At 37.6% G+C, this 21,237-nt stretch carries 21 protein-coding genes; 17 read left to right on the forward strand and 4 right to left on the reverse strand.

Annotated features, from left to right (window positions below; genetic code table 11):
• The first annotated feature begins 12 nt into the window (after nucleotides 1-12).
• From mutM to thrS, 7 genes are all read left to right on the forward strand, one after another.
• Nucleotides 13-885: a bifunctional DNA-formamidopyrimidine glycosylase/DNA-(apurinic or apyrimidinic site) lyase gene (gene mutM / locus ABS917_RS04845; protein WP_350477936.1), complete on the forward strand. Its 873-nt coding sequence runs from the start codon at nucleotides 13-15 to the stop codon at nucleotides 883-885.
• Nucleotides 886-897: 12 nt separating this feature from the next.
• A complete protein-coding gene (coaE, locus tag ABS917_RS04850; protein ID WP_350477937.1) occupies nucleotides 898-1,494 on the forward strand; it encodes a dephospho-CoA kinase in 597 nt (198 codons plus the stop codon).
• A gap of 182 nt (nucleotides 1,495-1,676) precedes the next feature.
• Nucleotides 1,677-2,696, forward strand: coding sequence for a glyceraldehyde-3-phosphate dehydrogenase (locus ABS917_RS04855; RefSeq protein ID WP_340715953.1), 1,020 nt, complete (start codon nucleotides 1,677-1,679; stop codon nucleotides 2,694-2,696).
• Nucleotides 2,697-2,943: 247 nt separating this feature from the next.
• Nucleotides 2,944-3,411, forward strand: coding sequence for a transcriptional regulator NrdR (gene nrdR, locus ABS917_RS04860; protein ID WP_079528369.1), 468 nt, complete (start codon nucleotides 2,944-2,946; stop codon nucleotides 3,409-3,411).
• A 22-nt stretch (nucleotides 3,412-3,433) separates the two neighbouring features.
• Complete coding sequence (locus ABS917_RS04865) at nucleotides 3,434-6,175, forward strand: DnaD domain protein (protein ID WP_350477938.1); 2,742 nt, start codon at nucleotides 3,434-3,436, stop codon at nucleotides 6,173-6,175.
• Nucleotides 6,168-7,127: a primosomal protein DnaI gene (dnaI, locus tag ABS917_RS04870; protein WP_350477939.1), complete on the forward strand. Its 960-nt coding sequence runs from the start codon at nucleotides 6,168-6,170 to the stop codon at nucleotides 7,125-7,127. The genes ABS917_RS04865 and dnaI overlap by 8 nt, the downstream gene beginning before the upstream one ends.
• 394 nt (nucleotides 7,128-7,521) lie before the next feature.
• Nucleotides 7,522-9,453 (forward strand): threonine--tRNA ligase, encoded by a 1,932-nt coding sequence (gene thrS, locus ABS917_RS04875; RefSeq protein ID WP_350477940.1) that lies wholly within the window; start codon nucleotides 7,522-7,524, stop codon nucleotides 9,451-9,453.
• A gap of 85 nt (nucleotides 9,454-9,538) precedes the next feature.
• Here thrS and ABS917_RS04880 read toward each other — a convergent pair whose 3' ends face one another.
• Nucleotides 9,539-10,375: a manganese catalase gene (locus ABS917_RS04880; RefSeq protein ID WP_350477941.1), complete on the reverse strand. Its 837-nt coding sequence runs from the start codon at nucleotides 10,373-10,375 to the stop codon at nucleotides 9,539-9,541.
• A 458-nt stretch (nucleotides 10,376-10,833) separates the two neighbouring features.
• Here ABS917_RS04880 and infC point away from each other — a divergent pair, with 458 nt between their 5' ends.
• The 5 genes from infC (at nucleotide 10,834) to ABS917_RS04905 (ending at nucleotide 13,114) form a co-directional block, all read left to right on the forward strand.
• Nucleotides 10,834-11,337, forward strand: coding sequence for a translation initiation factor IF-3 (infC, locus tag ABS917_RS04885; RefSeq protein ID WP_039967350.1), 504 nt, complete (start codon nucleotides 10,834-10,836; stop codon nucleotides 11,335-11,337).
• Nucleotides 11,338-11,372: 35 nt separating this feature from the next.
• Nucleotides 11,373-11,573, forward strand: a complete 201-nt coding sequence (gene rpmI, locus ABS917_RS04890; RefSeq protein WP_008407727.1) for a 50S ribosomal protein L35 — start codon at nucleotides 11,373-11,375, stop codon at nucleotides 11,571-11,573.
• Between the two features lie 75 nt (nucleotides 11,574-11,648).
• The gene (gene rplT, locus ABS917_RS04895; protein ID WP_079528354.1) at nucleotides 11,649-12,008 is read left to right on the forward strand and encodes a 50S ribosomal protein L20; all 360 of its coding nucleotides are present in this window, start codon (nucleotides 11,649-11,651) and stop codon (nucleotides 12,006-12,008) included.
• A 126-nt stretch (nucleotides 12,009-12,134) separates the two neighbouring features.
• Complete coding sequence (locus ABS917_RS04900) at nucleotides 12,135-12,395, forward strand: DUF1294 domain-containing protein (protein WP_350477942.1); 261 nt, start codon at nucleotides 12,135-12,137, stop codon at nucleotides 12,393-12,395.
• A gap of 128 nt (nucleotides 12,396-12,523) precedes the next feature.
• Nucleotides 12,524-13,114: a peroxidase-related enzyme gene (locus ABS917_RS04905; RefSeq protein ID WP_350477943.1), complete on the forward strand. Its 591-nt coding sequence runs from the start codon at nucleotides 12,524-12,526 to the stop codon at nucleotides 13,112-13,114.
• Between the two features lie 38 nt (nucleotides 13,115-13,152).
• On the opposite strand, the gene ABS917_RS04910 is transcribed toward ABS917_RS04905, so the two are convergent.
• From ABS917_RS04910 to ABS917_RS04920, 3 genes are all read right to left on the reverse strand, one after another.
• Nucleotides 13,153-14,205: an ABC transporter permease gene (locus ABS917_RS04910; protein ID WP_350477944.1), complete on the reverse strand. Its 1,053-nt coding sequence runs from the start codon at nucleotides 14,203-14,205 to the stop codon at nucleotides 13,153-13,155.
• Between the two features lie 2 nt (nucleotides 14,206-14,207).
• Entirely contained in the window at nucleotides 14,208-14,885 is a 678-nt protein-coding gene (locus tag ABS917_RS04915; RefSeq protein ID WP_350477945.1) for an ABC transporter ATP-binding protein, read from the reverse strand.
• Nucleotides 14,886-14,973: 88 nt separating this feature from the next.
• Nucleotides 14,974-15,354 carry a sigma-w pathway protein ysdB gene (locus tag ABS917_RS04920; protein WP_350477946.1) on the reverse strand — a complete coding sequence of 127 codons (381 nt, stop codon included), beginning with the start codon at nucleotides 15,352-15,354 and terminating at the stop codon, nucleotides 14,974-14,976.
• A 90-nt stretch (nucleotides 15,355-15,444) separates the two neighbouring features.
• On the opposite strand from ABS917_RS04920, the gene ABS917_RS04925 reads away from it, so the two are divergent.
• From ABS917_RS04925 to ABS917_RS04945, 5 genes are all read left to right on the forward strand, one after another.
• Nucleotides 15,445-15,927: a dUTP diphosphatase gene (locus ABS917_RS04925; protein ID WP_350477947.1), complete on the forward strand. Its 483-nt coding sequence runs from the start codon at nucleotides 15,445-15,447 to the stop codon at nucleotides 15,925-15,927.
• Between the two features lie 84 nt (nucleotides 15,928-16,011).
• The gene (locus tag ABS917_RS04930) at nucleotides 16,012-17,100 is read left to right on the forward strand and encodes a M42 family metallopeptidase (RefSeq protein WP_350477948.1); all 1,089 of its coding nucleotides are present in this window, start codon (nucleotides 16,012-16,014) and stop codon (nucleotides 17,098-17,100) included.
• A gap of 278 nt (nucleotides 17,101-17,378) precedes the next feature.
• Nucleotides 17,379-18,986 carry a spore germination protein gene (locus ABS917_RS04935; protein ID WP_350477949.1) on the forward strand — a complete coding sequence of 536 codons (1,608 nt, stop codon included), beginning with the start codon at nucleotides 17,379-17,381 and terminating at the stop codon, nucleotides 18,984-18,986.
• Between the two features lie 5 nt (nucleotides 18,987-18,991).
• Nucleotides 18,992-20,095 carry a GerAB/ArcD/ProY family transporter gene (locus tag ABS917_RS04940; protein ID WP_350477950.1) on the forward strand — a complete coding sequence of 368 codons (1,104 nt, stop codon included), beginning with the start codon at nucleotides 18,992-18,994 and terminating at the stop codon, nucleotides 20,093-20,095.
• Complete coding sequence (locus ABS917_RS04945) at nucleotides 20,092-21,222, forward strand: Ger(x)C family spore germination protein (RefSeq protein ID WP_350477951.1); 1,131 nt, start codon at nucleotides 20,092-20,094, stop codon at nucleotides 21,220-21,222. The genes ABS917_RS04940 and ABS917_RS04945 overlap by 4 nt, the downstream gene beginning before the upstream one ends.
• The last annotated feature ends 15 nt before the right edge of the window (nucleotides 21,223-21,237 follow it).

Consider the following 21,237-nt stretch of genomic DNA (forward strand, 5'->3'; position numbering starts at 1 on the left):
GGAGTACCATTTATGCCTGAATTACCAGAAGTAGAAGGGGTCGTACGTGATTTACGGCCTATCGTAGAAGGGAAGACAATTGAATCTGTCTCTTTATCCGATGTCGTTTATACATCGCATGAAGCAGGTAAACAGGCGATTGTAAAAAACGCAAAGCCTTCTCAATTTGAACTGTTAGTACGCGATATGACAATCGATAAATTGGAGCGCAGATCGAAATATATATTCTTTCATCTTAAGAAAAATGATGAACGTTTTATTTTAGTGAATCATTTAGGGATGAGTGGAGCATGGTTTGTAGTTAATGATGTGCTGGAGATTACGGAAGAAAAATTCCGGAAGCATATTCATGCGATATTCACATTGGCAAGCGGAGAATTGCTTGTCTATGCCGATATCCGCCGTTTTGGTGAATTACGCTTTATTAAAGAAATTGACGATCATCCGCCATTGTTAAAAATGGCGCCGGAGCCCTTTGATGAAATCGCATGTGATTTTTTCCTCATGCAAAGTGAAAAGCCGAAATTCGCAAAAAAACCGATTAAAGAAGTTATCATGGATGGTCAGGTGATTTCTGGTTGCGGCAATATATATGCAACCGAAGCATTGTTCAAAATGCTTATTCATCCCGGGAAGATAACGAATGAGTTAAGTCGTGAGCAAAAGACGAAGCTCTTTCACGTAATCTGTGATGTATTGCAGGAAAGCATTGATTCGGGCGGATCGACAATTTCAGATTACCGGAGTATTAATGGTGGTGCAGGTACGATGCAGCATCGACTGAAAATGTATGGAAAAAAGCAATGTGTTGTATGTGAAACAAATACAGAGTCGCTCGTAATCGCGGGCAGAACATCAACATATTGTCCGCAATGTCAAAAGTAAAGGGGAATTGCTGTGATTATTGGTTTAACGGGTAGTATTGCCAGCGGGAAGAGCACAGTTGCAAAAATGATTGAGTCTTACGGATTGCCGATCGTTGATGCAGATGTAGTAGCACGACAAGTAGTCGAGCCCGGCACACCGACATTAAAAAAAATTGCAGAAGCATTTGGACCGGAAGTCATTGCACATGATGGTTCAATGGACCGTGCAAAAGTGGGAAGTATTATATTTCATAATGAGGAAATGCGTAAAACTTTAAATAGCATCATACATCCGGCTATTCGTGAAGAAATGCTGCGTCAGCGTGATGAATTTATCTCGTTTGGCGAAAAAAATATTTTCATGGATATTCCGCTGCTATTCGAAAGCAAGCTGGAACATTTCGTTGAAAAAATTATTGTAGTTTCTGTAAAAAGAGAAGTGCAGCTGCAGCGCTTAATGGAACGGAACGGCTTATCGGTAGAAGAAGCAAATGCCCGTATTGCGACACAGATCCCGGTCATTGAAAAAGAACAGTTAGCTGATGCGGTTATTCATAACAATGGCACGCTGGAAGATACAGCAATTCAGCTACAAAATGTTTTGTATGAGTGGAACGTGCTGAAGTAAAATAAAACCTCAACCATTTTTAATAAAGTTGGTTGAGGTTTTTGTTTTGAGGGTATGTATTATCTGAAAATAACAAATTTAATTAAGTGGATTAAATATGTTCAACTTTTTCGAGTATGTGTTATACTAATCAACGAATAAATAAAACGAATGAATCGTACTTTTAGGAGGATTTAAATAATATGACAGTTTCTATTGCAATTAATGGTTTTGGCCGCATTGGTCGTATGGTGTTCCGACAAGCAATGATGCGCGGTGACGTGAATATCGTAGCAGTGAACGCAAGCTATCCATCTGAAACGTTAGCACATTTAATAAAGTATGACACAAATCATGGTGTTTTCCCTGGAACTGTTGAAGCAGTCGAAGGTGCTTTAATTGTAAACGGCAAACGTGTTGAATTAGTTAGTGAACGTGATCCTTTAAAATTACCATGGGCTCAGATGGGCGTAGATATCGTAATCGAAGCTACTGGTAAATTCAATGACCGTGAAAAAGCAGCAAAACACATTGAAGCTGGCGCGAAAAAAGTTATTTTAACTGCTCCTGGTAAAAACGAAGATATTACGGTTGTTTTAGGTGTAAATGACGATAAATTGGATTTATCAAAGCATGATGTCATTTCAAATGCATCTTGTACAACAAACTGTTTAGCTCCTGTAGCAAAAGTATTAAACGATGAGTTCGGTATTGTAAACGGTTTAATGACAACAGTTCACGCTTATACGAACGATCAAAACAACATCGATAATCCTCATAAAGATTTACGTCGTGCACGTAACTGCGGATCATCTATTATCCCGACTTCAACTGGTGCAGCCAAAGCATTACGTCTTGTGTTACCGGAATTGGATGGAAAAATCCACGGCATGGCATTACGTGTGCCAACACCAAACGTTTCTTTAGTTGATTTAGTTGTAGATGTAGAAAAAGACGTAACAGTAGAAGAAGTAAATGCAGCATTTAAAGCGGCAGCTGAAGGCAAAATGAATGGTATTTTAAACTTCTCTATGGAGCCATTAGTATCTTCTGACTACAATACAACAACATACTCATCTACTGTAGACGGTTTAACTACGATTGTATTAGGTGACCGTAAAGTAAAGGTAATCGCCTGGTATGATAATGAGTGGGGTTACTCTGCTCGAGTAGTAGACTTAACAAAGAAAATTGCAAATGAATTAGCAGCAGTAAATGCATAATTATTGCTTCATCAAATGTGACGGATCACTTTAAAAAGGCATAAACATACGCCTTAATGACACAGAAAGAACCTTTTGCGGAAAGTAAATCATTTTTGCAAAAGGCTTTTTCTATTGTGTGAAGCAACAATGCACTATATAATTGAATGACTTTCCATTGGAAAATTTCAACGCGCGTGAAGCACTATTTCAAGCGCGTTGTTTTTGTTATAATAGAATTAAACTAACTTTTAGGAGAAATTATTATATGAGATGTCCAGCTTGTCAATACAATGGGACACGCGTTGTAGACTCAAGACCTGTTGATGATAATAAAGAAATTCGCAGACGTCGTGAATGTGAATCATGCGCCTTTCGCTTTACGACATTTGAAAAAATTGAGGAAACCCCGTTAATCGTTGTGAAAAAGGATGGTTCACGCGAGGAGTTTAGCCGTGAAAAAGTATTGCGTGGTCTAATACGAGCATGCGAAAAAAGGCCGGTTGCATTAGAACAATTAGAAGAGATTGTTTTATCGATCGAAAAAGAATTGCGCCGATTAGGCAATGCAGAAGTACGCTCGGAAGATGTCGGGGAGATGGTAATGGACCGACTTGCGAAAATTGATGAAGTGGCCTATGTACGCTTCGCATCTGTTTACCGACAATTTAAAGATATTACTGTATTTATCGAGGAACTGAAAGAAATCATGACCCGTCAGTCAAATGACAAATAAGTGCTAGGAGGGATAGATGGTAATGATGAATCAGCTAAATCCATATGACCATTGTGAAATTCATTGCCCTCAAACTATCACTAGTGAGCATCAGCTTGCATTGCAATTATGCTATCAGCCGATTATCGGTGTTGAAGCTACGGCATTATACTTAAAGTTATGGGTTGAAACACAACAACACGAAAAAGCAACTTGTTTTCATAGCAACCTGCTCGATTCATTAAGTTTTAAACCGAAGCAATTACTGGAAGCAAGAATTGTATTAGAAGCAATTGGTTTAGTGAAGTCATTTGAGAAGATGATGGACTCATATAAATCGATGAAGTATATTTTATATCCACCATTGACTGGCCATGACTTCTTTGACGATTCGATTCTTTCTGTAGCGCTTTTACGGAAAATCGGCCGCGAACAATATGAATCATTACGAGATAAATTATCGAAACATGATATTTCCCTAAATGGATACAAAGATGTAACATGCAGCTTTAATGATGCATTTGTTGCAATAACAGAAACTGAGCTAAAGCAAGTAATGCAGGAAAATACAGGTTCGGTAAACGAACGTTCGAAAATGTCGTACCCGTTTGAGTATGACTTATTTGATTTTAAAAGCTTCATGATGGGGATGAGCCAAAACTTAATCCCAAGTAAATTATTTACACTGGACATTAAGATTGCCATTGCTAAATTAGCGTTTATGTATAATTTCTCTGTGACGGATATGCAAAGAATAGTGTTATTGGCATGGGATACAGATGAAGGACTTACGAAAAAAGAGCTTGAAAAACGTTGTGAAGAATACTACCAGCTGAACGTAGGTGCCGCAAAGCCGAAACTGATTAAAAAACAGGACATTTTCCGTTCGGTTGAAGTAATCAATACCGCTCCTGCAAAAACACAGCAAAATATTAATGATAAAGAAGGGTTAATCGAGTATTTAGAAAAAACCTCACCGATTGAAGTTTTCCAAAAATTTAATGGTTATTTGCCTCCGGAATCCGTTGTAATGGAATTTAATAATTTCATTAGAAAAGGGGTTTCTTACGGCACATTGAATGTTTTGATTCATTATATTTCTATGAGTGACGAATTAAATTATAATAAAAACTTTATGAAAGTAGTCATGAATAACTGGCTGAAAAAAGGTGCAAAAACAGCTGAAAATACAATGGAAATCGCAAAGGTTGAACATAGTTACCGTGATCGTAAATCGAAAAACTTATCGCAAATTACGGTTACGAAAAACGATTTGAATAAAGTTGAAGAAAATAATAACTCGAAAACCGATTCTCCTGATTCAGCGCTCGTTGATTATAAAAATTCTACACCTTATCAGTATTTGCTGATTTTGACTCATGGTGAAGAACCGTTTTCAGGGCATGTAAAAATAGCAGAATCGCTTTACAGTTCTTATGATATCCCGATAGAAGTGGCGAACGTCATCATACGTCATGTGTGGGATTCGACAAAAGGCAACTTGCCGGAATCGTTTGTAGAAGCATTGGCATCTGAAATCCGGTATAATCAAATAAAAACAGCCGAACAAGCATTGGACTATATTGAAAAGCGAAATGAACGCAATCTTATTAAAGTGACAGAAGATTATTTAACGGTAGATGATCAGTCGATTCACTATGATAAAACGGTTCCTTATTATTTCCTGAAATCACTTTATAAAGGGAAGAAGCCGGTTAAATTTATTGTCGATTTAGCCGAGGAACTCGTATTGCAGCAAGGCCTTTCAGTAGGTGCGGTCAATGTGCTAATGGAATATGCCTATAATGAGAGCAATGGGAAACTAACGAAAAACTTTGTGCAGTCTATCGCCGGTAACTGGATGTTAAACCCTCCGGCAAACGCTTTAGAAGCTCTTCGCATTGTAGAAGAAAGCGATGGATCTCAATTGAAGGCATCTAAAATTACGATGGATACACCGCTTGCATTTAAAGTTACAGTAAAAGATATGTCAAAATGGATTCCGGCGTTCGATGAAACATTGCCATATGATTTCATGAAAAATTTACTTAACGGTAAAGAACCGGTTGAAATGTTAGTAAAGCAAGTGGATGACCTTGTATTAAAACACGGAATTAAAGTCGGTGTTGTCAATGCCATTCTTGAATTTATATTAACGAATAAAACGAGCCGTTTTGGACGTAACCAAATTCAGACTCTTGCATTGAATATGCAGCTGAAAAACATCTTATTGGCTAAAGATGCACTTGCTTACATTGAATCGAATTATAAAGAAAATAAAGTAGATGTGAAAATTACCGAGCAGGATTTACCGAAATATTATCCAGGGGATTATGTGTTTACACCAGAATTGGCCCGCTATGAAAAAGCGACGCCTTACGTTTTCACAAAAGAGTTAAACGATGGTCATGAGCCGTTTGCGTATGTTGTAGCAACAGCGGAAAAATTGATTCTGCATTACAAGATGATCCCGGCTGTCGTCAATTACATGCTAGAGTATGTAATGGAAAAAACAGAAGGTGCATTGCCAGAAAAATATATTAACAGTGTCGCAAATACATGGCGAAACAATAAAATTCAGACGATTAATCAAGCGAAGATCTATACTGAAATGCAAGATAAGAAAAACAAACAGCGCGGGGCAAGAAAAGTTGGCGTTGTTCCGGATTGGTTTAAAGAAAAAGATCAAGAACCTGTTCAACAAGCTAATTCCAACAATACTCAAAACCAACTTGATTTTGAAGAGCGGCGCAAAAAATTATTAGAGCAATTAAATAGTGATTAAAAAGCAGGTGAGTACGATCGAACCAATAAAAGATTCGCTCAATAAAATAAATATCCCATCATTTGAGCAAAAATATAATGAATTAAAAAACCGGGTTCTTACACATCCAAGTGTAAAACAGTTTATGAATGACCATAATATGACGGAAAACTCGGCTGTTATTCAATATGGCATGACAACTCTTTTTGAATTTGTTGAGCAAAAGCACACTTGCTGTGGAGCCGGTTCTACATCGCACTGTCAAAATTTCTATAAAGGCCATGTTCCGCAATTAATGCTTTCGAATGGTCAAATTAATATTATTTACCGCAAGTGCGAACAAATGATAAAAGAAGATGACCAGCGTGAACTAGCTTCAATGATGAAGACGATGTATATGCCAAAGGATGTTCTGAAGGCAGACTTTAATGAAATGGATATGAATGATAACTCCCGTATGGCTGCGACACAGTTTATGGTTGAATTCAGGAAGCAATACCGCGAGACGAAAGAGCTTCCTGCAAAAGGGCTGTATTTATACGGAACATTCGGTGTTGGGAAAACCTATATTTTAGGTGCCATCGCAAATGCTTTGTCGAAAGAACGTATTCAAACTTTATTAGTATATATGCCGGAATTCATCCGTGAATTAAAGTCGGCTGTAACAGAAGGATCGATTGAACAGAAAATCGACTTTGTAAAAAAAGTACCGGTACTAATGCTCGATGATGTAGGCTCAGAGCCGATTTCTACTTGGACAAGAGATGAAATTATCGGGTCGATCCTGCATTACCGTATGGCGGAAAAATTGCCGACATTTATCTCTTCAAACTTCAATTACAAACAGTTGGAGGAACAATGGTCCGTAACTGAACATGGGGCAATTGATGAAATGAAATCGGGCCGTATTTTACAACGAGTACAAGCATTAACAACTCCGCTTGAAATTACAGGAACAAACCGCAGAAAATAAAATATTAAAAGTTTTGTTATTCAATATTGCATTTCTGCAAAATCGAGCGTATACTTTGTACGTAAATAAACAATAAATGCATTGAAAAGGACAACAAGTTTAACGAACTGGCTTTTAGAGAGGGAAGACACGGCTGCAAGCTTCCTAGCACAAGCGTTATACTTTACTACCTTGGAGCAGTGACGGGGCCAATCCGTCATCGTTTCTCAGTACGTTAACTGACCGAGAGCTTCTGATTCGTATAAACGAAGAAGGAAGAAGGGTGGCACCACGAGCATACAGCATCGTCCCTTTGTTGGGACGGTGCTTTTTATTTTGCCTAAAAGTGCCGAAAGAATTTTATAAAAGCGACGGCATTTTATCACTTGCAAATATTTTAAAGGAGGACAACAACATGTCAGAAATGATCAAATTAACATTCCCGGATGGCGCAGTAAAGGAATTCGCCAAGGGAACATCTACATTGGACGTTGCAGGCTCAATCAGCCCGGGTCTTAAAAAATCAACTTTAGCCGGTAAGATCAACGGCACATTAATCGATGCAAAAACAGGAATCGAACAAGATGGCGCAATCGAAATCATTACAAACAAATCGGAGGAAGCATTAGAAATTCTTCGTCACTCAACTGCCCACTTAACTGCACAGGCAGTAAAACGTCTATACCCGGATGCGAAATTAGGTATCGGTCCAGTTATCGATTCAGGCTTCTACTATGACATCGATTCACCAACGCCGATTACTGCAGAAGATTTACCGGCAATCGAAAAAGAAATGAAAAAAATCATTTCTGAAAACATCGAAATCGAGCGCAAAAAAGTTTCTCGTGATGAAGCACAGAAAATTTACGAGGAAGTCGGCGACGAGTATAAATTAGAACTACTTGAAGCAATTCCAGCAGATGATCAAGTATCAATCTACTACCAAGGCGATTTCTTTGACCTTTGCCGTGGTGTACACGTACCATCTACAGGCAAATTAAAAGAGTTCAAACTATTATCATTAGCTGGTGCTTACTGGCGCGGTAACTCAGACAACAAAATGCTGCAACGTATTTACGGTACTGCATTCTTCACAAAAGACGAGTTGAAACATCACCTTCAAATGCTTGAAGAAGCTAAAGAACGTGATCACCGTAAAATCGGTAAAGAATTGGACTTGTTCATGACTAGCCAAACAGTTGGTCAAGGTTTACCGCTTTGGTTACCAAACGGTGCGACAATCCGTCGAACTATTGAACGCTACATCGTAGACAAAGAATTATCTTTAGGCTACAAGCACGTTTATACACCAGTGCTTGGCTCGAAAAAGTTATACGAAACGTCAGGACACTGGGAGCACTATCAAGACGGCATGTTCCCTCCAATGGAAATGGACAATGAAACACTTGTTTTACGTCCAATGAACTGTCCTCACCATATGATGGTATTCAAAAACGGTCTGCACTCTTACCGTCACTTACCAATCCGTATCGCGGAACTTGGAACAATGCACCGTTATGAAATGAGTGGTGCGGTATCTGGTCTGCAACGTGTACGCGGGATGACTTTAAATGATGCGCACATTTTCGTACGTCCGGACCAAATTAAAGCTGAATTCAAAAAAGTAGTGGAACTGATTTTAGAAGTATATAAAGACTTTGATCTTAAAGACTTCTCATTCCGTCTTTCTTACCGTGATCCGAACAATACAGAGAAATACTTTGATGACGATCAAATGTGGGAAACTGCACAGGCTATGTTAAAAGAAGCGATGGATGAGCTTGGATATGACTACTTCATTGCTGAAGATGAAGCAGCATTCTATGGTCCAAAACTAGACGTTCAAGTAAAAACAGCAATTGGTAAAGAGGAAACTTTGTCGACAGCACAACTTGACTTCTTATTGCCACAACGTTTCGATCTTTCTTACATTGGTGAAGATGGTCAGCCGCAACGCCCAGTTGTTATCCACCGTGGTGTTGTATCGACAATGGAACGTTTTGTAGCATTCTTGATTGAAGAATACAAAGGGGCATTCCCAACATGGTTGGCACCGGTGCAAGCAACAATTATTCCTGTATCAAATGCAGTGCATTATGATTATGCACGCGAAGTACAAGAAAAATTAGCAGCAGCTGGTATTCGTGTGGAAATGGATGACCGTGAAGAAAAACTAGGTTACAAAATCCGTGAAGCACAAATGCAAAAAATTCCGTACATGCTTGTACTTGGAGATAAAGAAGTAGCAGAAAATGCGGTAAATATCCGCCGTTACGGTTCAAAGGATTCAGAAACAATCAGCTTTGAACAGTTCCTTGCAGATATTACAGCAGAAGTGAAGAAATAATAAGAAGAAGGCGTCCCGTATTATGTGGGGCGCCTTTTTTGCTACTATATAATAGAAGTAATGAAAGGTAGTTCTTTATTTTATATTACAACTTTTTGTCGACATCGATATCATGGTGTAAAGTTGTTGGCGGTACGGCTGGGTTCGGTACTTGTCCCATTGGTGCCGGGTTATCCAAGAATACAAATTCACCAGTTCCGTCTGGTGCTGTCCCTTGTGCCCACGGACCATTTTTAGATGCGGTACCTTCTGATAAGCTCCATAACTCATAGGCATGCGGCTGTGCTTCCAGCTCGTCTTCCGGTGCGAATGAAGCAGGAACGACGAAGCCTTTCTTTTCTTCAAGTTCTTTAATAGCTGCCATCCACTGATATTGGTGATAACGGTCACGTGCCAGCATTTTTCTGAATACAGTACGTACACCTTCATCTTTTGTCATATGGTATAAACGCGCAACTTGTAAACGGCCTTGTGATTCGGCATTTAAGTTTGCACGGAAATCTGCTAGAAGATTACCACTCGCTGCAATATAACCGGCATTCCATGGTACACCGTTAGAGTCTTTTGGAGTAGCTCCTAGACCACTAACAATTAAATGTTGCGGATTAATGCCACCCATAATCGAATCCATCATCGGATCTTGCGCAATTTTTTGCTGATCATCCGGTGATGCGCCATCAAGTAATTGGCTTATTAAGGAACAAAGCATTTCAACGTGACCGATTTCCTCCGTCCCGATATCCATCAATAAATCCTTGTATTTTTCTTCACCACGACAGTTCCAACCTTGGAACAGATATTGCATCATGACACTCATTTCACCGAACTGACCGCCAAGAACTTCCTGGATTTGTTTCGCTAATAATGGATCTGGTCTTTCTACTTTTACCTCAAATTGTAATTCTTTTTGATGTCTGAACATGTTTAAGATTCCTCCTATCGATAAAATGTGGGTCCTTAATTAGATACCACGAATTTTTCAAGTAAAACCTGATAATGAAAATTAATATCATTGATTTTAAAAGAAAAAGAGAAACAATAAAATTAATCATATAAAAATGCTTGACGTTATTTTTGTCACGTGTTAAGATTATTTAAGTTATGAATACAAAAGTTTGAAAGTAGAGGCTGCCCGCTTCTCACCTGACAAGTGCTTTTATAAAAGTTACGAGCAGGTATCAGAAACGTTGAATTGTTTTACGCATGAATGCGTATGCACATATAGCGGGCGGACATCTCAAATGTCCGTCCTTTTTGTTTGTAAAGACAAGAGGAACATATGGACATCACGCAGAGGTGTACCGTTCGACAGGGTTATACTTTACACCAACTCATGTATTCGCGACAAACACTTGGAGGTGGATTAATATTAGCAAAGACATGTATGTAAACGAAGGCATCCGCGCGCGAGAACTTCGTCTAATTGATCACAATGGTGATCAGCTTGGTTTAAAAACGCGTACTGAAGCGTTGGAAATTGCCGCTCGTGCTAACTTGGATCTTGTCCTTGTGGCCCCTCAAGCCAAGCCACCAGTCGCTCGTGTCATGGACTATGGTAAATTTAAGTTCGATCAGCAAAAGAAAGACCGTGAAATTCGTAAAAATTCTAAAGTTATCGTGATGAAAGAGGTTCGCCTGAGCCCGACAATCGATGAACATGATTTTCAAACGAAATTACGTAATGCGATTAAGTTCCTTGAAAAAGGAGATAAAGTTAAAGCTTCAATTCGCTTTAAAGGTCGTGCAATCACACACAAAGAAATTGGTCAGCGTGTGCTAGATCGCTTTGCTGAAGCTTGTGCTGAAGTATCTACGGTTGAACAAAAGCCGAAGATGGAAGGCCGAAGCATGTTCTTAGTTCTTCAACCGAAGACAGAGAAATAATACGTATGTAGAAACAAGTTTAGGAGGAAATCGACATGCCAAAAATGAAAACTCACCGTGGAGCTGCGAAACGTTTCAAAAAAACAGGTACTGGTAAATTAAAATTTGACCGTGCTTATGGCTCTCACTTATTCGCTAACAAATCAACTAAAGCAAAACGTCACTTACGTAAAGCAAAAGTTGCAACTTCAGGCGATTTCAAGCGTATCCGTACATTATTAACTTACATGAAATAATCTTGACCGTTTAAAAGATTATTAATAACAAAAATAAAAATTAGCATTCGAAAGAATTAGCAGGAGGTAATTACTATGCCACGCGTAAAAGGCGGAACAGTAACACGCGCTCGTCGCAAAAAAGTTTTAAAATTAGCTAAAGGTTACTTTGGTTCAAAACACACGTTATACAAAGTAGCTAACCAAGCAGTAATGAAATCAGGTCAATATGCATACCGTGACCGTCGTCAAAAGAAACGTGATTTCCGTAAATTATGGATCACTCGTATCAATGCAGCTGCTCGCATGAACGGTTTATCTTACTCTCGTTTAATGCACGGCTTAAAAGTAGCAGGTATCGAAGTTAACCGTAAAATGTTAGCTGACTTAGCTGTAACTGATGCAACAGCATTCGCTCAATTAGCTGAAGAAGCTAAAAAAGCAGTTGCTAAATAATTTTTGACAAAAATTATTTCTGCACCGGAAGCGTAGGCGACAGGTGCAGAATATTTAGTTGAAGATATAATAAAGACTGATAGGGAATTGCTCCTTATCAGTCTTTTTTGACTAGGGGGAATTCATATGGAATTAGCAGCGCTTTCATATGTTGCAGTTGTTTCACTCGTATTATGTGTATATATGTACATAGATAAGGAACGTGCCAAAAACAAGGAATGGCGTATTTCCGAACGGACATTATTAACATTGGGCGTTCTAGGAGGGGCACTAGGCGGTGTTTTAGGAATGTACTTATTCCGCCATAAAACAAAGCACAACAAATTTGCATTTGGCTTTCCTTTACTTGGAGCAATTCATGTTTTCTTACTCGTTCAGCTATTTTAATATCATTACGAAGCATAGACTTAATTTGTCTATGCTTTTTTTATACAGATCGGCAGATTATTCATTTGTTAGATTAATAGTTGTAATTTATAATAAATTCAGTAAATTTAAAAAGGGGGAGTAATGAAATGAGCAAATACGAAGAGCAGTTATCTTATTTACAGAAGCCAAATGAAGAGGAAATACCGGAAGATGTACAGCAACTTTTCGATCAGCATATTGAAAAGCAGTTGGAGCAGAACGGTTTTGTAAATAACTTATTTAAAATTCTTCCATTGAATGCGTTGCAGTATAAAGGATTTTTGGAATTTAAATATTCCTTGTTCAACGAAGAAACAACGTATTTGTCGTTAGCAGACAAGGAAATGATCGGGCTCGTTGTCTCTTCGACGAATAATTGCAATTATTGCCTTACTTCACATAGTGATGTCCTTCGCGGGATAACTAAAAATCCTGGATGGGTTGATCAATTAACATACAATTACCGCTCTGCAAAACTTACGGAAAAGCAGCGGGCGTTATGTGATTATGCCTATCGGGTAACAAGATATCCAAATGAAATAACGACAAAGGAAGTCGATTTATTACGTGAGGCTGGCTTTAATGATCATGAAATAATGGAAGCCGCATATGTTGCCGGATTCTTCAATTATACAAACCGCTGGGTAAGTACGATCGGGGCAGTCGCGAATCCTGGCCATTACGGACATAATCGTTAAAACGGATGCTGCAGTAAAATGCAGCATCCGTTTGTGTATTAAATGATAAAAAGTAGAAGCATCATGACAACACTGATCGGTGCAAAAAAACGGTACTTGATACGGGTTTTTGCCTGAAGCCACTCATTTTCGTGAACAGACATTAATTGAAAAAAAGGTGCTTGTTTAATTTCATTGAGGATAGAACTAAGGGCAATGTTTAAACCGATAAAAGAAAATATGAGAACAACTGCTTTTGCCCATACAGGTAGAACGAACATTAGGCCAATGCTGATGACAATGAGTTGAACAGGCGATTTCAAGTAATTCAGTTTTCTCAATAATGTTTTGTAAATTAAATTATCGATCCGATGTGTACTTAATACTTTCTTTTTCGCAAGTAAAATAAGCGGCTGCTTTGTCTTAGCCGGCATATAATAACGCATTTCCAAGCTAAATTGATAAATGCGCTTCATCCAACTGTAAAAGGCCTCATATTCCCACCGTGTTTCGACTGTCCAATAACGATTGCTTAGTACAGTATTTAGTAAGAGTAGATGAACAGCAAAAAGCAATATGGAAAATCCCCATAATGGTAAAATGCTGAGGCTAAAAACAATGAGTGCATGAACAATGAAAAGTAACGGCCATTTAGTAAACCACTTTTGCGATCTATACTGTATATATATATGGAGTACGCTTAGTATATTTAAAGCGAAAAGGACTTTCCAAAATGGAAATACGATAAAAGGCGAAGCAAGCATAAACAGAATGACAAGTACAAAGTTATAATGTAAAAATGAATAACTATAACCCCATAGTTTAATATGATGAATTTTTCTTCCCTGCTGCTTATAAAATAGCAGATCTGCATCATATATAAAGAGGCGTAAAGATGGTTTAACTAAGAAGAAGCTTATTCCAAAAAACAGCAGGAGTAAGGGGATTGGCTGAATCTCCACTACTTGAAAATTACCAGCAATATCGCGATATAAGAAAAAGCCGATAATGACACTAGGTACTACCAAGTATAGAAGGACTGTCCAATCTGTAATTGATTTAAATAGTTTAAAATTAAATTGAAACGAGCGATAAAGACGTTTAGTAAACATATTTATAACCTGCCTTGCAATTCATAAAATATATCCAGTAAAGAAATAGGCTGTCCAATCATTTGTTGAAGCTCACTCAATGTTCCCTTAGCTTGGATATTTCCTTCATGAAGGAGAATGTAATGGTCACAAAGCATTTCAGCCATTTCTAATTGGTGTGTACAAAGTAAAAAGGATGAACCTTGCTGTTTACGTTCATCAATTAAAACCAGCAGTTCCCGCATAGCCCGTGGATCTAAACCCATAAATGGTTCATCCAGTATGTAAAGTGGACGTTCAATTAAAAAAGCCAATACAAGCATCACCTTTTGTTGCATCCCTTTTGAAAAGTAGACCGGCAAATCATCCAGTCGCTGATCAATTTGAAAGAGTGTAAGTAACTGCTTTGCTTTATCCCAGAGTGTCTTATCGTTATATTCATCGATCAAAAATTGAAGATGCTCGCGCAGTGTGAAATGCTCATATAATAATGGACGTTCTGGAACATAACCGTAGGAGGGGATGGTAATCGTCCCTTCAAAATAAGGAACTACACCGAGCATTGATTGAATTGTAGTACTTTTACCTGCGCCGTTTCCTCCAATTAAACCAATGATTGTACCGGGTTGCATCGAAAATTCAATTTGTTCTATGCTCGATTTATTTGGTATGTAACCTGCTTTTTTAATATATACTTCCATAATATTTCACCTCAACCATTTATACGGAAATAGATGGAAAAAGTTTCAAAAAAGCGAACCTCAAAATCATGAGGTCCGCTATCTCCAGTTAATCTTTCATTAGTTGCTCAATCGGATTTTTCCAATTTATCGAGGCGTTTGGATAATTCATGAGAATTTCATTTTCCAAATACAAAAAATCTTCTTTCGTAAACCCTTGAAGTTTCATCGCATCATGGACAAAGACGAAAATACTTACGACTTCAAATGCGTTGTCAGTCGTACCTAAATACTTTTCTCCTTCAAATAATGCTCCCTTATACGAAATGAAAAAGTTTTTCCGAATGTTTTTCACATCATCATAAAAATAATATTGTCCATTTTCATAGGCCTCATCCAATTTACGCTTTGGGTCGATTAAGTAGCGTACCCCTCTATAAAATATGTAAATGATGAGAAGGATGATGGCAATTCGTAATAATATAGCCATGAAACTTCCTCCTTGCTTACGGTGATTCCCTCCTATACGATTGAGTAGTATAAAAAGTTTCATTTTATTTTGAAAAAGAGGGATGTTTTAATGCAATTTCGTCAATTATTTGAAAAGCAGCGGCAACTTGATCGATTTATTGAAGAAAACCAACAAGTACAAAAGGATGTGTTTGCCGAAAAAGGCCTCGCATTATTAGTTGAGCTAAGTGAACTTGCTAACGAAACTCGCTGTTTCAAGTTTTGGTCAACGAAAGGACCATCGGAAAGAGCTGTCCTTTTAGAGGAGTTTGTAGATTCGGTTCACTTTATGCTTTCACTTGGAAATATGCGCGGCTTTCTATTGGAGGAGTGGCCCTATTTAAAAGAGAAGCAAGAGTTAACTGAAACATTTCTTAATACGACACAGACGATTCTAACCTTTTTGCAGCACCAAACAGAAGATAATTACAGTGCTATGTGGAAACAATACAGTATAATTGCCTATAACCTGAATTTTACAATCGATGATGTTTTGCAAGCGTATGAATTAAAAAATGAAAAGAATTATGAGCGACAACGCAATGGCTATTAATTTACATAGAGTCAAGAAACTATTTCACATTTCGAAATATTGTCGCTATAATAAAGATGAGTAATTATTAGGGGGAAAACCGATATGACAAAGCTCGATGCTACATTACAAATGTTCAAAGATTTAACTGATGCAAACGGCATTCCAGGAAATGAACGTGCGCCACGAGAAGTGATGAAAAAGTACATCGCACCATATGCTGATGAAGTAGAAACAGATAACTTGGGCAGTTTAATCGCAAAAAAAACAGGCGATGAAAACGGTCCGAAAATTATGGTTGCGGGTCACTTGGATGAAGTAGGTTTCATGGTTACACGCATCGATGATAAAGGGTTCGTCTTCTTCCAAACAGTAGGCGGCTGGTGGAGCCAGGTAATGCTTGCCCAACGTGTGACTATTACAACGCGTAAAGGGGAAGAAATCATTGGTGTGATCGGATCAAAGCCACCCCATATTTTACCGGCTGATGTACGAAACAAAGTGGTGGATATTAAATCAATGTTCGTTGATATAGGTGCCACTTCAAAAGAAGAAGCAATGGAGTGGGGCGTACGTCCTGGCGATATGATTACACCATATTTCGAATTCAATGTGATGAAAAACGAAAAACATCTATTAGCGAAAGCATGGGACAACCGAATTGGCTGTGCGATTGCGATTGATGTACTAAAAGCATTAAAAGACGAAAAACATCCGAACATTGTGTATGGTGTAGGGAATGTACAGGAGGAGATCGGCCTTCGTGGTGCGAAAACTTCGACATTTAAAGTACAGCCGGATATCGGTTTTTCTGTAGATGTAGGTGTTGCTGGTGATACACCGGGCGTGACACCGAAAGAATCCACATCAAAAATGGGCGCAGGTCCACAAATTGTCGTATTTGATGCATCAATGGTATCTCATACAGGCTTACGTGAATTTGTCCTAGATGTAGCTGATGAAGCGGGCATTCCATACCAGTTCGAAGCAATGGCTGGCGGTGGTACGGATGCAGGAAGTATCCATATTACAGCAAACGGTGTACCATCATTGGCAATCGGTGTTGCAACACGTTATATTCACTCACACGCAGGAATCCTGCACCGTGATGATTATGATAATGCTGTGAAATTAATCGTAGAAGTAATTAAACGATTAGACCGTGACACAGTGAATAAAATTACATTTGAATAATCTATAAAAACTGCAGATAGAACAATTTTAGGAATTAGCAGCTTAAAATTGTAATACACAAAAACATCCATTTCCTTATAAGGAAATGGATGTTTTTTTTAAAATAACCCCCTTTAACTACCAACCTTTTATTTCCCTGTAAATTCTGCAACCCGACCTATTTTCTTAATAAAATAAGTACTTTTTGAATATTTGACTATAATCTGGCGATAATAAATTCATTAATCAGTAAAACATAGAGTGCAAAAAGTATAATTTTAGATAAATGGGGGAAGCTTATGTTTTTTGAAAAAAAGAATAAAAAGGAAACGTTCAAAAAACAAACAGGAGATTTAACAAGGCCTTCAAAAGATAAACTGGGTGAAAAACCCCAATCTACTTCATCAAATTCCGAAGTAACTACCAAAACGGATGATTGGCAACCCATTTCCGATTCAACTGATGTTTTCATAAAAAAAGTAAAAGAGCAAATTCATTCACCGGCTGATTTAGTAATTCGATATGTAACAGATACAATTACTATTTTGTATATCGATAACTTAATAAAAGAAGATATATTGAACGGTAAAATATTACCTGTTCTGCTGAATATACAAGAAGGAACACCGAGTAGTATCCATAGTCAGTTACCTCTGCCGCAAGTGAACGTGGAAAAAAATTTAAGTCAGAGCATCGATACTATGTTAACGGGCGCTGTTATGATTCATGTGGCGGGACATGCACTGGTCACTATGGTCATTATTCCAGCAAGAGAATCGCGAGGTTTGTCTGCACCTGAAAATGAATCGCAAGTTATCGGATCGCAAGTGGGGTTCAATGAAAGTCTCTCCACAAATATCTCGCTTGTTAGACGATTTATTTTAAGTAAAAATCTTAGTAATGAAAAATTAAAAGTTGGGAACCAGACCAATACAGCGCTCTCTATACTTTATCTAGATGGTGTTGCATCAGAACAAAATATAAATACTGTCCGACAAAGAATACAAGCTCTCGATATTGAAGATTTAATCGATAGTGCGGAACTGGCAGAGTTAATCGATGACAGTTCCCTGTCTATTTTTCCTCAGATGTTATTAACGGAGCGTCCCGATCGATTTTGCGATGGCTTATTGGGTGGGAAAATAGGCATCCTTGTTGATGGCAGTTCGATGGGAATACTTTGCCCTTACTCGTTTATTGAGTTTTTCCAAAGTAGAGAAGATAAAAACTTGCGGTGGCCAATAGCAACATTTGTCAGATGGCTAAGATTTGCAGCCATTTTTATCTCTATATTTTTTACACCACTGTATGTTGCATCATTAACTTTTCATTATGAAGTGATCCCACAGCCACTTTTAGTTCCCCTTAGTGAATCGAGGGCTAAAGTACCGTTTCCTCCTATATTAGAGGCGCTATTTCTGGAGCTGATTATGGAATTGCTTCGTGAGGCTGGGGCAAGATTACCGACAAAAATAGGACAAACAATTGGGATTGTCGGGGGAATCGTACTTGGTACAGCAGCAGTGGAGGCAGGGATTACGAGTAATATTCTTATAATTATTGTCGCTCTATGTGCGCTGTCTTCCTTTATAACACCGAGTTATATGATGGGAAATGTTATTAGGCTGCTACGTTTTCCAATCATCATTTTAGCTGGATTTTGGGGTTACTATGGTATAATGCTTGCCCTTTGTATTCTTGTGATTCATCTATTACGACAAACAAGTTTAGGCGCTCCCTATATGGCGCCATTATACCCGCCTAGACTTAAAGATTTGGGCGATAGCCTCGTTCGTCTACCATATCCGTTCATCGCTCGAAAATCTTTAAATGCGAGAGTGGAGAATCCTGATTATTCAAAAATACGTGTAAATCTTAAGGGAGACAAGGAGAAGGTGAAAGAGTGAAGAACATGCTGCAAATTAATCCCACTCAAACATTCAATGCCCCTCTTCTCTTTTTCATCATTTCTTCTGCTCAAATAGGTGTGGGAGTTCATGGATTTCAAAGCATTATCTATAAAGATGCAAAACAAGATGCCTGGATTTCCATCATCATTAGTTTTATTGCAGCACATTTTATTGTCTTTATAATTTTTAAAACGCTGGAATTGTACGAATCAAATGATATTTATGGAGTGAATTTGGATTTATTCGGTAAATATTTAGGGAATTTTATTAATTTGATCTATATTGTTTATTGCAGTTTGGCGTATTTTGCCATTATTAAAAATTATACAGATGTTATTAATACATGGGTATTTCCGGGCTTAAGTTCTTCGTTTATTACCATTACACTGATTATAACTGTAAGCTATGCATTCACTGGCGGCCTGCGAGTAATAATTGGAGTCTGTTTTTTTAGCTTTTTATTAAGTCTCTGGATTTTAATTGTACTGTTATTTCCTATTGAATATTCGAATGTAAATTACCTGTTGCCTGTACTAGATAATGATTTTATAAGTCTACTCAAAGGAGCGTATTCGATGACGCTTACAATTGTAGGTTTTGAAATAATTAATGCGATTTATCCTTATGTCAAAGAAAAGAATAAGGCACAAAAATTTGTACATTTTGGATTGTTGTTTACATTGGCTATATATTTGTTTGTTATGTTGGTTACATTAACATTTTTTAGTGGGGAACAGCTTGAGAAAACGATTTGGGCAACATTATCATTATTCAGCATTGTCCGTTTGCCATTCCTTGAACGGATTGAACTGATAACGGTCTGTTACTGGATGATGATAATCTTGCCGAACCTTTGTTTATTTGCATGGTCAGCTTATAGGGGGGTTAGCCGAATAATTAATATAACCGATAAGAAATTTATTATTATTTTCTCCCTTTTTATATTTATAGGATCGTTGATTGTGGAGACACGGTTTCAGATTAATACATTCAACAACTATTTTGGGTACTATGCATTTTATATCGTATTTGCTTACCCTGTCTTATTATATTTCATTGCTCTCCTAAAGAAAAAAGTCTTTAAACGACAAGCGAGAAGGGAATGAAGGAGCTGACTACGTTTAAAAAACTGATTTTCCTGTTTGCCTGTATTATCGTTTTGGTAGGTTGTGCAGAACAGAAAATTCTTGAAAGAATCAGTTTAACGACATTGGTAGGCTTTGATTTAGCTGATGAGGATAAGTTGGCCGCCACTGCTGTTATCCGACAAATTAATCCGGATTTAGAAAGTAAAATTGAATTGCAATCTGCAACTGCATTAACAAGTAGGGGGGCACGTTCAAAAATTGATTTAAAAACATCGAAGACTATTGGCTCTGGGCAATTACGGGTTGTGTTATACGGTGAAGAGCTGGCGAAAGTAGGATTAAATGAGAACATTCATATTTTAAAAATGAATTCCGAAATCAGCAATGCAACATATATAGCTTCTGTGGAAGGGGATTTGAACGAACTATTAGAGTATAAGTATGAAAATATATCAGATCTTGGACAACATATTTATCAATTAATTAAATATAATGTAGACAAGCAGTATATTATTTCATCGACTCTCCATGAAATCAACAGAGATAAACTATCATTTATAGACAGTTATTCCATGCCGATATTAGAGAGAGAAGAAAATAATATTAAAATATCTGGTATAGCTTTTTTTAACGAAGGGAAAATAGTCGGCAAACTCCCGGCAGAGGAAGCAATTTATATATTGATGGTTAAAGGGAAGACCCATAATGGAACGCTTGAATTAGAAATACCTATAACAACATTGGAAAAATCCCCCTCGGATTCTTCTGAAGGACTGCCAATAGCCATTGACTCTATAAATTCAAAGCGGAAGATTAAACTGGTAGATTCAGCAATGCCTGAATTCAATTTAACGATTAAAATTGAATGTCGATTATTGGAAGTTGATTCAGATGTGAGCATGGATAATCCGAGCATCATTCATAAACTTGAGAAAGAAATCAACAAAAAAATTGAAAGTGAAATAAATCGAATTATAGATTATAGCCATGAAATCAATACCGATATATTCCAGTTTGGCGAATATTATAAAGCACAGAATCGAAATGCTGATATTGATAAAAAAAAATGGGATGAAATGTTTTCCGAAATGAAAGTGAACGTTACAGTAAATACTACAATTATACGCGATGGTGTGTTTCAATAGTTCTCTATAAATGAA

The organism is Solibacillus sp. (assembly GCF_040273735.1).
Lineage (GTDB): Bacteria > Bacillota > Bacilli > Bacillales_A > Planococcaceae > Solibacillus.